This is a genomic window from Micromonospora sp. BQ11, from assembly GCF_052068135.1.
Lineage (GTDB): Bacteria > Actinomycetota > Actinomycetes > Mycobacteriales > Micromonosporaceae > Micromonospora.
The window spans coordinates 655,593-668,117 of sequence record NZ_JBQHDB010000001.1 but is presented as its reverse complement, the minus strand read 5'-3'; the positions used below and the strand labels follow the sequence as shown (position 1 = coordinate 668,117).

General features: G+C 74.4%; 10 protein-coding genes. 1 reads left to right on the top strand and 9 read right to left on the bottom strand.

Annotated features, from left to right (window positions below; translation table 11 throughout):
• Nucleotides 1-7: 7 nt before the first annotated feature.
• The 4 genes from gatA to ligA form a co-directional block, all read right to left on the bottom strand.
• Complete coding sequence (gene gatA, locus ACTMSW_RS03250) at nt 8-1,486, bottom strand: Asp-tRNA(Asn)/Glu-tRNA(Gln) amidotransferase subunit GatA (RefSeq protein ID WP_441178905.1); 1,479 nt, start codon at nt 1,484-1,486, stop codon at nt 8-10.
• Nucleotides 1,483-1,788 (bottom strand): Asp-tRNA(Asn)/Glu-tRNA(Gln) amidotransferase subunit GatC, encoded by a 306-nt coding sequence (gene gatC / locus ACTMSW_RS03245; protein WP_441178904.1) that lies wholly within the window; start codon nt 1,786-1,788, stop codon nt 1,483-1,485. The genes gatA and gatC overlap by 4 nt, the downstream gene beginning before the upstream one ends.
• A 132-nt stretch (nt 1,789-1,920) precedes the next feature.
• Nucleotides 1,921-4,485 carry a putative bifunctional diguanylate cyclase/phosphodiesterase gene (locus ACTMSW_RS03240; protein WP_441178903.1) on the bottom strand — a complete coding sequence of 855 codons (2,565 nt, stop codon included), beginning with the start codon at nt 4,483-4,485 and terminating at the stop codon, nt 1,921-1,923.
• A gap of 148 nt (nt 4,486-4,633) precedes the next feature.
• Nucleotides 4,634-6,769: an NAD-dependent DNA ligase LigA gene (gene ligA / locus ACTMSW_RS03235; RefSeq protein WP_441178902.1), complete on the bottom strand. Its 2,136-nt coding sequence runs from the start codon at nt 6,767-6,769 to the stop codon at nt 4,634-4,636.
• A gap of 157 nt (nt 6,770-6,926) precedes the next feature.
• Between ligA and ACTMSW_RS03230 the strand changes: the two genes are divergently transcribed.
• Nucleotides 6,927-7,445, top strand: coding sequence for a type II toxin-antitoxin system PemK/MazF family toxin (locus ACTMSW_RS03230; protein ID WP_441178901.1), 519 nt, complete (start codon nt 6,927-6,929; stop codon nt 7,443-7,445).
• A 39-nt stretch (nt 7,446-7,484) separates the two neighbouring features.
• Here the strand turns inward: ACTMSW_RS03230 and ACTMSW_RS03225 are convergent, their stop codons facing one another.
• The 5 genes from ACTMSW_RS03225 to ACTMSW_RS03205 all read right to left on the bottom strand — a co-directional run bounded on the left by ACTMSW_RS03225 (nt 7,485) and on the right by ACTMSW_RS03205 (nt 12,461).
• On the bottom strand, nt 7,485-8,486 hold the full coding sequence (locus ACTMSW_RS03225) for an ADP-ribosylglycohydrolase family protein (RefSeq protein WP_441178900.1): 1,002 nt from the start codon (nt 8,484-8,486) through the stop codon (nt 7,485-7,487).
• Nucleotides 8,487-8,567: 81 nt separating this feature from the next.
• Nucleotides 8,568-8,933 carry a VOC family protein gene (locus tag ACTMSW_RS03220; RefSeq protein WP_441178899.1) on the bottom strand — a complete coding sequence of 122 codons (366 nt, stop codon included), beginning with the start codon at nt 8,931-8,933 and terminating at the stop codon, nt 8,568-8,570.
• A gap of 37 nt (nt 8,934-8,970) precedes the next feature.
• A complete protein-coding gene (locus ACTMSW_RS03215; RefSeq protein ID WP_441178898.1) occupies nt 8,971-9,975 on the bottom strand; it encodes a methionine synthase in 1,005 nt (334 codons plus the stop codon).
• Nucleotides 9,976-10,005: 30 nt separating this feature from the next.
• The gene (gene mnmA, locus ACTMSW_RS03210) at nt 10,006-11,079 is read right to left on the bottom strand and encodes a tRNA 2-thiouridine(34) synthase MnmA (RefSeq protein WP_441178897.1); all 1,074 of its coding nucleotides are present in this window, start codon (nt 11,077-11,079) and stop codon (nt 10,006-10,008) included.
• Between the two features lie 206 nt (nt 11,080-11,285).
• Nucleotides 11,286-12,461 carry a cysteine desulfurase family protein gene (locus ACTMSW_RS03205; protein ID WP_441178896.1) on the bottom strand — a complete coding sequence of 392 codons (1,176 nt, stop codon included), beginning with the start codon at nt 12,459-12,461 and terminating at the stop codon, nt 11,286-11,288.
• Nucleotides 12,462-12,525: the final 64 nt, after the last annotated feature.

Below are 12,525 nucleotides of genomic sequence, written 5' to 3'. Positions count from 1 at the left end.
TCCTGCCTCACAGTGCCGGTGGAGTGAACGTGCCGACCGCGCTCTCCAGCGCGGCGGCGACCCGGTACATCCGGTCGTCGGCCATCGTCGGCGCCATCACCTGGAGGCCGACCGGCAGCCCGTCGGAGAGCCCGCACGGCACCGAGATGCCCGGCCCGCCGTAGAGGTTCGTCGGGATCGTGTACAGGTCGGCCAGGTACATCTGGTACGGGTCGGAGGTGCGCGCCCCGATCGGGAACGCCACGAACGGCGTGGTCGGCGAGATCAGCGCGTCGACCTGCTCGAACGCCGCGGTGAAGTCCCGCGTGATCAGGGTGCGGACCTTCTGCGCCTGCCCGTAGTAGGCGTCGTAGTACCCGGACGACAGCGCGTACGTGCCGATCATGATCCGGCGCTTGACCTCGGGGCCGAAGCCGGCCTCGCGGGTCAGCGACATGACCTCCTCCAGCGACCGGTTGCCGTCGTCGCCGACCCGCAGGCCGAACCGGACGCCGTCGAACCGGGCCAGGTTGGAGGAGCACTCGCTGGGCGCGATCAGGTAGTACGCCGGCAACGCGTACGTGAAGTTCGGGCAGGACACCTCGACGATCTCGGCACCGAGCTTCGCCAGCGCGTCGACGGCCTCGCGGAACGCGGCCAGCACGCCGGGCTCCCCGCCCTCGCCGGCGAACTCGGTGACGATGCCGAGCTTCACACCGGTCAGGTCACCGGACGCGCCACGCCTCGCGGCGGCCACCACGTCCGGCACCGGGGCCGGGATGGAGGTGGAGTCCCGGGGGTCGTGCCCGGCGATCGCCTGGTGCAGCAGGGCAGCGTCCAGCACCGTACGCGCACACGGGCCGGGGGTGTCCAGCGAGGACGAGAACGCCACCAGGCCGTAGCGGGACGTGCCGCCGTACGTCGGCTTCGCGCCGACCGTGCCGGTGACGGCGCCCGGCTGCCGGATCGAGCCGCCGGTGTCCGAGCCGATCGCCAACGGCGCCTCGTACGCGGCCAGTGCCGCCGCGCTGCCGCCGCCGGAACCGCCCGGAATCCGGTCCAGGTCCCACGGGTTGTGGGTGGGTCCGTACGCGGAGTACTCGGTGGAGGAGCCCATCGCGAACTCGTCCATGTTGGTCTTGCCGAGCATCACCGTGCCGGCCGCACGCAACCGCTGCACGATCGTCGAGTCGTACGGCGGGCGCCAGCCCTCCAGGATCTTCGACCCGACGGTGGTCGGCACGCCCTTGGTGGCGAGCACGTCCTTCACGGCGACCGGCACGCCGGCCAGCGGGCCCAGCTCCTCGCCGGCGGCGCGGCGGGCGTCCACGTCGCGGGCGGCGGTCAGCGCGCCCTCGGTGTCGACGTGCAGGAAGGCGTGCACCCGGTCGTCGACCGCGGCGATACGGTCGAGGTGGGCCTGGGTGACCTCGACGGCGCTGGTCTCGCCACTGGCCACCAGCCCCGCGATCTCGACGGCGCTGAGCTTGGTCAGATCGGTGCTCACGATGCCACATCCTCGTCCAGGATCCGCGGGACGCGGAACCGCTGCTCCTCGGCGTCGGGCGCGCCCGACAGGACCTCCTCGGGGGTCAGACACGGCGTCACGACGTCCTCGCGGAGCACGTTGGTCAGTGGCACCGAGTGCGAGGTCGGCGGGATGTCCGCCGCGGCGACCTCGCCCACCTGGGCGACCGCCTGGAGGATCACGTCGAGCTGGCCGGCGAAGGTGTCCAGCTCCTCCTCCGTCACGGCGAGCCGCGACAGTCGCGCGAGGTGCGCGACCTCCTCGCGGGAGATGGCGGCCATCGGTGCCCCCTTCGTGGCTGTCCTGCTGCGTCTGTACGCCGACCGCGCGGCGGGTGGTGCGTGACGCGCGGTGACCGGTGCGAGTCTATTGTTCCGCCCCGGCGACCCGTCCCCCACTCCCCCTCGGAGGGGTCAGCGGGCGTGCCGGCGGGGGATCTCGGCGTCCGGGTCGGCGGTGGGACGCACCGGTCGGTAACGCGCCAACCAGGCGACCAGCTCGTCGGCCGGCATCGGGCGGGCGTAGAACCAGCCCTGGGCGGCGTCGCACCCGGCCGCGTGCAGCATCCGCCAGGTCCGCTCGTCCTCGACCCCCTCGGCGACCACGCGCAGCCCGAGCGCCCCGGCGAGCCCGATCGTCGACGTGACGATCGCCGCGTCGTCGGCGTCGTCGGCCATCCCCAGCACGAACGACCGGTCCACCTTCACCTCGGACAGCGGCAGCCGGCGCAGGTGCTGCAACGACGAGTAGCCGGTGCCGAAGTCGTCCAGCGCGATGCCCACCCCGATCCGGTGCAGTCGGGAGATCGTGGCCAGCACCCGGCGCGGGTCGGCCATCAGGGCACCCTCGGTGATCTCCAGTTGCAGCCGCTGCGGCGGCACCCCGTGCCGGGCGAGCCGGTCGGCGATCTGGTCGGCGATCTCGCCGGTGTGCAGGTCCCGCACGCTGACGTTGAGCGCGGCCCGCAGGGTGATGCCGGCGGCCGACCACCGCGCCAACTGCTCCACCACGTCGTCGACGACGCGCCGGGTCAGCAGCCGCATCACCGCGCTCTGCTCGGCGACCCGGATCAGCTCCTCCGGGTCGACCATCCCCCGGCGCGGGTGCCGCCAGCGCAGCAACGCCTCGACGCCGACCACCTCACCGGTGGCGATGGCGATCTGCGGCTGGTAGTACATCGTGATCTCGCCCGCGCCGGCGCCCAGGTCGGCGTCGATCCCCCGCCGGCCGGTGCCGTTGAAGGTGGAGTCGGCGTCGGCGGGGCCGGCCCCGTTGGCGTTGGTCGAACCGGCGCCGTCCGCCGCGTCGGCCGCGTGCGGCGCGGCGGTCGGGCCGGGCACGGTGTCCTCGGCGTACGCGTCGGAACCACGCGTCGTCGCGGCCCGGCCGTTCGGGGCGTCCTCCGCCGCGCGCGCCGCCCGGCGACGGATCGGATCCGCGGCGGTGACGATGTGGTTGATCAGCTCGTCGGTGTGGACCAGGTCCGTCGGCTGGCGGCGGCGCCACCGTCGCCACCGGCCGGACCCGTCGGCGCGGCTGTCCACCGCGGCGGCCGGCAGTTCCGCCCCGTCCGAGCCCCGTACCTCACCCGGCCCGCCTCGCGGCAGCACCGGCCCGGCGGGGAACCCCGCCAGGTCCGGCCCCGCGCCTCCCGGCGGAGGGCCGACGGTGGAGGGGCCGGACTCCAGGACCCGGCGCAGGTCGGCCAGCAGGCCGAGCCGCTCGGCGGAGTTGTGGTCGGACTCGGCCGTGTACACGGCCACCGTGTCGTTGCGGTGCTTCGCGTCGTACATCGCCACGTCGGCGTGGCGCATCAGGGTGGCGAAGTCCTCGCCGTGGTCGGGGAAGAGCGCCACGCCGATCGAGCCGCCCACGTCCAGCGGCAGGCCGTCCAGGGGGACCGGCTCGGCCAGCGCGGCGACCACCCGGTCGGCGAGGTCACGCGCCTCCCCCGCGTCGGTGAGGCCGGTCATCACGATGGCGAACTCGTCCCCACCCAGCCGGGCCACCATGTCGCCGCCGGCGGCCTCGGTCAGCCGGGCGCTCACCTCGACCAGCAGCCGGTCCCCCACGGCGTGACCGAGGGCGTCGTTGACGTGCTTGAACCGGTCCAGGTCGAGCAGGAGCAGGGCCAGCCGGGAGTCCGGCTCGCCCCGGGCGGCGCGTTCGGCGTGCAGGTGGACCTGCTCACCGACCTCCGCCAGCAGGGCCTTGCGGTTGGGCAGGCCGGTGAGCGGGTCCAGGGAGGCGAGTTGCTGCTGCTCGACGCTGAGCCGCGCCATCCGGTAGACGGCGAACAGGGGCACCAGCACCAGCGGGATCAGCGCCGCGCTGGCCCGCGCCGCGGAGACCAGCACCGGGGCGAGCAGGAGCAGCGAGCCGGTGGAGAGCAGCTCGAACCCGAGCCCCTGCCGCAGGCCGGGCCACCAGCGGTCACCGAACCGCAGGCGGACGGCGGCGCTCACCAAGCCGTAGTTGACCAGGAACCAGGCCACCGTGGCGGCACCCACGACGGCCACGTCCGTCCAGCGCAGTCGACCGCCGTCGAAGACGCTGCCCGCCCCGAGAAGCGTGACCGCGTACGCGGCGCCGAGCGCACAGGCGTACTGACCGGCGTTGAAGGCGGTCCGCCAGGGGGCGTACCCCATCCGCCAGCCCGACACCACCACCGCCACCGCCTGGACGGCGACCGCCGGGCCCAGGCCCCAACCCAGCAGGATCGCGAAGGTGAAGCAGGTGGAGGGGAAGACCGCCGACGACTGGCGCCGCCCCGGCGGGACGAACGGGCGGGCGTCACAGGCGACCGCCAGCGCCGCCATGGTCCAGAAGGCGGCCGGCAGATCGTCGAGCCGACCGGGAAGCGCCAGCAGTGGACCGGCCGAGACGAGAACGGCCACCCCGAGGACCGCCGCCACGAAGGCGGAGAACCGCGCCGTCACCTCCGGTGGAACGGAGTTGCGCGGATCGGCGGTCTCCATTCACACCTCCGCAGACGACGACCGGCGTGTCCCGCACACACCGTGCCCCAATGAAACGCCCTCGGCGTCGAGTTTCCCGGTATGACAGTCACGAATCGGTCGTAGTCGTGATTAAGTTGGTATACGCGCCTACAATCCGTGCGGGCGGTCAGCCCTCGACGCGGGCGACCTCACGGGCGGCGTCCGGGCCGGAGTCGAGCAGCACCCGGAACCCGTCCTCGTCGAGCATCGGCAGCTTGAGACCGGCTGCCTTCTCGGCCTTGGAGCCGGGGTTGTCGCCGACCACCACGAAGCCGGTCTTCTTGGAGACCGACCCGCTCACCTTGCCGCCCCGGCTCTGGATCGCCTCGGCGGCCTGGTCCCGGGAGAAACCGGCGAGCGTCCCGGTCACCACCACGGTCACCCCCTCCAGGGGGCGCGGGCCCTCGTCGACCACCTCCTCCGACATGCGTACGCCGGCGTCGGCCCACTTGCGGACGACCTCGCGATGCCAGTCGACGGCGAACCACTCACGGATGCTCACGGCGATCGTCGGGCCGACACCGTCCACGGAGGACAGCTCCTCCTCGCTCGCCCGGTCGATCGCGTCCATCGAGCGGAAGTGCCGGGCCAGCGCCTGGGCGGCGGTGGGGCCCACGTGCCGGATGGAGAGCGCGACGAGCACCCGCCACAGGTCGCGCTCCTTCGCCACGGCGAGGTTGTCCAGCAGCTTGACCGCGTTGCTGCCCAGGCTGCCGTCCTTGTTGACGAAGAACGGCGAGCGGGCGAGCTGCTCGGCGTCGAGGGCGAACAGGTCCCCCTCGTCCTGGATGACCTCCGCGTCGAGCAGGGCGGCGGCGCCCTTGTAGCCGAGCACCTCGATGTCGAACGCCCCCCGGCCGGCGAGGTGGAAGACCCGCTCGCGCAGCTGGGCCGGGCAGCTGCGCGTGTTGGGGCAGCGGATGTCGACGTCGCCCTCCTTGGCCGGCGCGAGCGGCGTGCCGCAGGCCGGGCAGGTGCTGGGCATCACGAACGGGCGGGCGTCGGCCGGGCGCAGCTCGACCACCGGCCCGAGCACCTCGGGGATCACGTCACCGGCCTTGCGGATCACCACCGTGTCGCCGATCAGCACGCCCTTGCGCTCGACCTCGCGGGCGTTGTGCAGCGTGGCCAGGGCCACCGTCGACCCGGCCACCCGGACCGGCTCCAGGACCGCGAACGGGGTCACCCGGCCGGTGCGACCGACGTTGACGTCGATGTCGAGCAGCCGGGTGTTGACCTCCTCGGGCGGGTACTTGAAGGCGATCGCCCAGCGCGGCGCGCGACTGGTGGAGCCGAGGCGGCCCTGGATGGAGACCGGGTCGACCTTGACCACCACGCCGTCGATCTCGTGCTCCACGTCGTGCCGGTGCACCGCGTAGTGGGCGATGTAGTCGGCGACACCGGCCAGGTCGGGCACCACCCGCCACCGGTCGCTGGTCGGCAACCCCCACGCCTTCAGCGCCGCGTACGACTCGGACTGGGCGCTCGGCCGGAAGCCGCGGCGGGCGCCGATGCCGTGCACGACCAGGCGCAGCGGCCGGGACGCCGTGATCCGCGGGTCCTTCTGCCGCAGGCTGCCCGCGGCGGCGTTGCGCGGGTTGGCGAACGGCGCCTTGCCCTGCTCGACCAGGCTCGCGTTGAGGTCGGCGAACGCCGCGACCGGGAAGTAGATCTCGCCCCGCACCTCGATGAACTCGGGCACGTCGGGGAACTCGGCCGACGGGGTGAGCTCGCCCGGCACGTCGCGGATGCTGCGGACGTTGGCGGTGACGTCCTCACCGGTGCGGCCGTCACCCCGGGTCGCGGCACGCACCAGCCGCCCCTTCTCGTAGGTGAGGTTGATGGCGAGGCCGTCGACCTTCAGCTCGCAGAGGTAGGGCACCGGGCCGCCGGCGTCCCGCTCGACCCGCTCGGCCCACGCGGCCAGCTCCTCGTCGGCGAAGGCGTTGTCGAGCGACATCATCCGCTCGGCGTGGGCGACCGGCGTGAAGTCGGTGGAGAAGGTCCCGCCGACCCGCTGCGTCGGTGAGTCGGGCGTGCGCAGCGCCGGGAACTCCGCCTCCAGCGCCTCCAGCTCACGAAGCTGCTTGTCGAACTCGGCGTCGGAGACGGTCGGCGCGTCCAGGACGTAGTAGCGGTACTGGTGCTCGGTCAGCTCCCGGCTGAGCGTGGCGTGCCGCTCCCGGGCCTCCGGGGTCGGCTCGGTGCCCGCCGCCGCCTCCTGTGCCGCGCTGACCTGCTGGCCGACAACTTCCTCCGACACCGCTTGGGACCTCCCGTTTCTCCGCTACCCGGCACCGTATCGGTCCGGTGGGACAATCCGCCGCCCACCCGCCACGCCCGAGCGGCGAACCGGCCGTTGACGTGCGAGGATCGCCCGACGGCGGCCGGGTCCGCCGCTCGACCCGACGGAGGTACCGATGCCCGAATGGCTGCTCTGGGCGGTGGCGGTGGTGCTGGCGGTGGCCGCCGGTTGGGCGTGGAACGACTGGCGGCGTCGCGCGGGCACCCGCCGGCCGGCCGGGCGCACCGGGAAGCCCGGAGGCACCCGTCCCGGCGCGCCGTCGCGCGGTCGTACCCGGTCCACCGCACCGCCGCGCCCGCGTACCGGCCAGGCGGCGCCGACGGCCGGCGAGATCTGGTGGGCCGACGTCCCGTACGCCGACGGCAGCGGCTCGAAGGTGCGGCCCTGCCTGGTGCTGCGGGTCGGGTCGGGGAGCGCCGACGTCCTGAAGATCACCAGTCAGGACAAGAGCGACCGGGACGACCACGTACGCATCCCGACCCGCGAGTGGGACCCGGACGCCGACCACGACAGCTTCGTCAACCTGGCCGAGCCGGTCCACATCCCCCTGGCCGACTTCTCCAACCACGTCGGCACCTGCGACCCGGCGCTCTGGCGCGAGATCCGCCGTCTCCCCCACCTCCGCACCGCCTGACCCGGACCGGCCCGACCCGGTGGGACGGCGTCGACCGGGTCAGTCCCAGGCCTCGGAGAGGGCGGTGAGCTGGTCGGCGTACTCGATGCGGGTCGCCCATTCCGTCGGCCAGGCCGGCATGCCGTGCGCGGCGCCGACGAAGGCCCCGGCCAGAGCGGCGATCGAGTCGGAGTCGCCGGCGGTGGTGGCGGCCCGGGCCAGGGCGGTCACCGGGTCGTCGGCGTGCCGGACGGCGCAGTACAACGCGGTGGCCAGTGCCTCCTCCGCGATCCATCCCTCGCCGGTGTGCCGGCACGCGTCACCGCCGTCGTCCGGACGGGCCAGCGCGGCGTCGAGCCGGGCGAGCACGTCGAGGCACTCGTCCCAGCCCCGGGCGACGAAGTCCTCCGGGGTGGACGCCCCGGGCCGCCCCCACAGGTCGCCGAGCCAGTCCGCGCGGTAGACCCGCCGCTGCTCGCGCGCCCGGTCGGTCAGCAGCGCGGGCACCTCCGCCAGGGCCGCACCGTCGCGCACCACCCGCACCGCGTACGCGGTCAGCTCGCTGGCCGCCAGGCCGGTCGGGTGACCGTGGGTCAGGCCGGCCTGGAGCTGGGCGAGCCCGGCGAGGGTGTCCAGGTCGACGTCGACCAAACCGACCGGGGTGACCCGCATGTTCGCCCCGCAGCCCTTCGAGCCGGCGACCGTCGCCTCCTGCCAGCGCAGCCCCCGGCTCAGCTCGGCGCAGGCGCGCAGGCAGGTCATGCCCGGGGCGCGGTTGTTGTCCGGGCTGACCGACCAGTCCAGGAACCGTTGCCGCAGCAGCGGCCCGACCACCTCGGGGGTGAGCACCGGCGCCTCGTGCAGCGCCCAGCCGACCGCGAGCGCCATCTGCGTGTCGTCGGTGACCAGCGCCGGATCCCCGGTGAGGTCACGCGGGCCGGCCGGCCCGTACCGACGGACGATCTCGGCGACGGTCAGGAATTCAGTGTCCTTGCCGAGGGCGTCACCGTAGGCGAGGCCGAACAGCGAGCCGGCGGCCCGCCGGAGCGAGGTGTCGATCATGCATCGGATCATGCCGTCCGCCCGCAACCGGCGAAACCCGGGCCGGCCCGCCCATCCCGGGTCGGACCGGCCCCGAGCCTCTCAGTCGACGTCGAAGACCAGGCAGAACGGGTGACCGGCCGGGTCGGCGTAGACCCGGAAGTCGGCGCCCCCACCGGGCAGCCGGCGGGCGCCCAGCGCCAGCACCTGCTTCTCGGCGGCCTCGACGTCGTCCACCTGGACGTCCAGATGGAACTGCTGGGGAACGCCCGGCTCGGGCCACGTCGGCGGGCGGAGGGTCGGCGCCTGCTGGAAGGCGAGGCGGTGGCCGGAGCCGGAGATCACCACCCATTCGTCGCCGCTGGTCCCCTCGGCGTCCAGCGGCAGGCCGAGCAGCTCGGAGTAGAACGTGGCGAGTGCCCGCGGGTCGGGGCAGTCGATCACCACGGAACGCAGGTGTCCAATCACGTCGACCATCCTGCCCCGCCGGTACGACAGGAAACCCTCACGCCTCGGCGAGCCGCCGCCCGGCGTCCCGGCACGCGGCGAGCACCGCGCGGGCGTACGACTCGGTGGCGTCGGCGAGCCCGCAGGACGGGGTCACCACGACCTGCTCGGCCAGTTGCCGGGGCGGAAAGCCGAGCCGGTCCCAGATCCGGCGTACCCGGTCGGCGACCTCGGCCGACGTCGGTGCGCGACCGGCGGACGGCGGCCGGGTCGGCGCGGCGCCGGCCAGCAGCCCCAGCCCCGCGTCGATCGCCTCCCCGAGCGGGTCCAGGTCGGTGACCAGCTCCAGGTCGAGGGCGACCCCGACGGCGCCGGCCGACCGGATCAGGTCCAGCGGCACGTCCGGCGCACAGCAGTGCACGACCACCGGAACGCCGGCCGCGTCGACGACGGTCCGCAGCAGCGAGCGGGCGAGGTCCGACTCCACCGGCCGGTAGACGCCCAGACCACTCTCGGTGGGCACCCGTCCGGCCAGCACCGTCGGCAGCGACGGCTCGTCGACCTGGAGCAGCACCGACGCCCGGGGCAGCCGGCGACGGACCGCCGCGACGTGCTCGCGTACGCCCTCGGCGAGCGAACCGGTCAGGTCCCGCACCGCGCCCGGGTCGCGCAGCATCCGGCCGCCGATCGGCAGCTCCAACGAGGCGGCCAGCGTGAACGGGCCGCCGACCTGGACCTTCACCGGACCGGCGAACTCCTCGGCCTGCTCGGCGAGCTGGTCGAGGTCCCGTTCCAGGAAGTCCCGGGCGCGGCGCAGGTCCCGGCCGGGGCGGAGGGCGACACGCCAGCGGCCCGCGTACACCTCGACGGGCAGCTCGACCAGCAGCCCGGCGGTGCGACCGATCAGGTCGGCGCCGGGACCCCGCGCCGGCAGCTCCGGCAGGTGGGGCAGCGCGGGCAGCTCACCGAGGACGACCCGCTGCGCCTCCGCGACGTCGGTGCCGGGCAGCGAACCGATGCCGGTCGCCGCGCCGGCCGGCCAGGGCCACGCCTGATCTGTCACGGCCGAAGACTATCGGGTACGGAACTCCGGTCAGCCGGCGATGGTCGCCGAGCCGAGCACCACGTCGCCGGCCGGGTCCGGCCGGTACGCGACGAGAGCCTGGCCGGCGGCGACCCCCCGGACGGGACGGCGCAGCTCGGCGGTCAGGCCGTCGGCGGTCAGCTCGACCGTCGCCGGCACCACGTCACCGTGCGCCCGCAACTGCACCTCGCACTCCAGCGCGGCGTCGGGGCGGGCGCCACCGGTCCACACCGGACGCTCGGCGCGGACCCGGGAGACCTCCAGCGCGTCGGCCGGGCCGACGGTCACGGTGTTGGTCTTCGGCGTGATGGAGAGCACGTAGCGGGGGCGACCGTCCGGTGCCGGCCGGTCCAGGTGCAGGCCGCGCCGCTGACCGACGGTGTACGCGTACGCCCCGCTGTGGCTGCCCACCACCGCGCCGGTGGTCGCGTCGACCACGTCGCCGGGGGCCTCGCCGAGTCGCCGGGCGAGGAAGCCGCGGGTGTCCCCGTCGGCGATGAAGCAGATGTCGTGCGAGTCCGGCTTGTCGGCGACGGCCAGGCCGCGCCGGGCGGCCTCCTCGCGCACGTCGGCCTTGGTCGAGTCGCCCAGCGGGAAGATCGACCGGTCCAGCTGCGCGCGGGTGAGGACGGCGAGGACGTACGACTGGTCCTTGGCGAGGTCGACGCTGCGGCGCAGCAGGCCGTCCGGGCCGAGCCGGGCGTGGTGGCCGGTGACCACGGCGTCGAAGCCCAGGGCCACGGCCCGGTCCAGCACCGCCGCGAACTTGATCTTCTCGTTGCAGCGCAGGCACGGATTGGGCGTACGACCGGCCGCGTACTCGGCGACGAAGTCGTCCACCACGTCGGCGTGGAACCGGTCGGCCATGTCCCACACGTAGAACGGGATGCCGATGACGTCGGCGGCCCGACGGGCGTCCCGCGAGTCCTCCAGCGTGCAGCAGCCGCGCGCACCGGTCCGGTACGTCTGCGGGTTGCGCGCGAGCGCCAGGTGCACGCCGGTCACGTCGTGCCCCGCCTCCACGGCCCGCGCCGCGGCCACGGCGGAGTCCACGCCGCCCGACATCGCCGCCAACACCCTCACCGACACACCTCCCACGTCTCCGTCGAGCCTATCCCCGCAGAATCCCCGCCCCTCCCACCCCACCCCTCGCCGCCCCCTCCCGGCCCCCCTCGCCGCCCGCCCCGCCCCAGCCCCCGGCGATCTTGCACTTTCTGTCCCGGCGCAAGGCGCAAAGCCGCATAGGAGCGACCGGAAGTGCAAGATCGCGGGGAGAGAGCGGGGGCGGGTCAGCGGGGGGTGCGGAGGGAGGCGGCTCTTCGGGCGCGTTCGACGGCGGCCGGTAGGGCCGCGATCAGCGCGTCGACCTCGGCGCCGGTGCTGGTGTGGCCGAGGGTGAAGCGCAGCGAGGAACGGGCCCGGTCGTCGTCGGCGCCCATCGCCAGGAGCACGTGCGAGGGCTGCGCCACCCCCGCCGAGCAGGCCGAGCCGGTCGAACAGGCGATGCTCTGCGCGTCCAGCAGGAGCAGCAGCGCATCGCCCTCGCAGCCGGTGAAGGAGAAGTGCGCGTTGCCCGGCAGCCGGTCGGTGGGGTCGCCGTTGAAGATGACCTCGGGCACCGCCGCCCGGACCCGCTCGACCAGCTCGTCGCGGAGCGCGGCGACCCGGGCGGCGTACTCCTGCTGGCCCTTCACGACGGCCTCCACCGCCACCGCGAAGGCCACGATGCCGGCCGTGTCGAGGGTGCCGGAGCGGATGTCGCGTTCCTGGCCACCGCCGTGCAGCAGGGGCGTGGCGGCCACGTCGCGGGCGAGCAGCAGCGCGCCGACGCCGGTCGGCCCGCCGAGTTTGTGCCCGGTGACGGTCAGCGCGGAGACCCCGCTGCCGGCGAAGTCGACGGGCACCTGCCCGACGGCCTGGATCGCGTCGGTGTGGAACGGTACGCCGTGCTCGGCGGCGACGGCCGCCAGCTCGGCGACCGGTTGGAGGGTGCCGACCTCGTTGTTGGCCCACATGGTCGTCACGACGGCGACCCGCTCGCCGTGGGCGGCCAGCTCGGTGCGCAGGTCGTCCGGGCTGACCCGGCCGGCCGCGTCGACCGGCAGCCAGCCGGCCTCCGCGCCCTCGTGGCCGGTCAGCCAGTCCACGGCGTCCAGCACGGCGTGGTGCTCGACGGCGCTGGAGACCACCCGGGTACGGCGGACGTCGGCCGCCCGGCGGGCCCAGAAGATGCCCTTGACGGCCAGGTTGTCGCTCTCCGTGCCGCCGCCGGTGAAGATGACCTCGGAGGGCCGGGCCCCCAGTGCGGCGGCCACCCGCTCCCGCGACTCCTCCACCCGCCGGCGGGCACGGCGGCCCGACGCGTGCAGGGAGGACGCGTTGCCGACCTCGCGGGCGGTGGCGACGTACGCCTCCAGTGCCTCGTCGAGCATCGGAGTGGTCGCCGCGTGATCCAGGTATGCCATCACGGTTCAGCCTAACGGCCGGGGTGCCGCCCCCCGGACGCCGGAGCCGGGGCGGGAGCGTCTC

Excerpts from the sequence above, each read along its gene's own strand:
- gatC (WP_441178904.1), bottom strand. The coding sequence starts at position 1,788 with ATGGCCGCCATCTCCCGCGAGGAGGTCGCGCACCTCGCGCGACTGTCG.
- ACTMSW_RS03240 (WP_441178903.1), bottom strand. The coding sequence starts at position 4,485 with ATGGAGACCGCCGATCCGCGCAACTCCGTTCCACCGGAGGTGACGGCG.
- ACTMSW_RS03230 (WP_441178901.1), top strand. The coding sequence starts at position 6,927 with ATGCCCGAATGGCTGCTCTGGGCGGTGGCGGTGGTGCTGGCGGTGGCC.
- ACTMSW_RS03225 (WP_441178900.1), bottom strand. The coding sequence starts at position 8,486 with ATGATCGACACCTCGCTCCGGCGGGCCGCCGGCTCGCTGTTCGGCCTC.
- ACTMSW_RS03205 (WP_441178896.1), bottom strand. The coding sequence starts at position 12,461 with ATGGCATACCTGGATCACGCGGCGACCACTCCGATGCTCGACGAGGCA.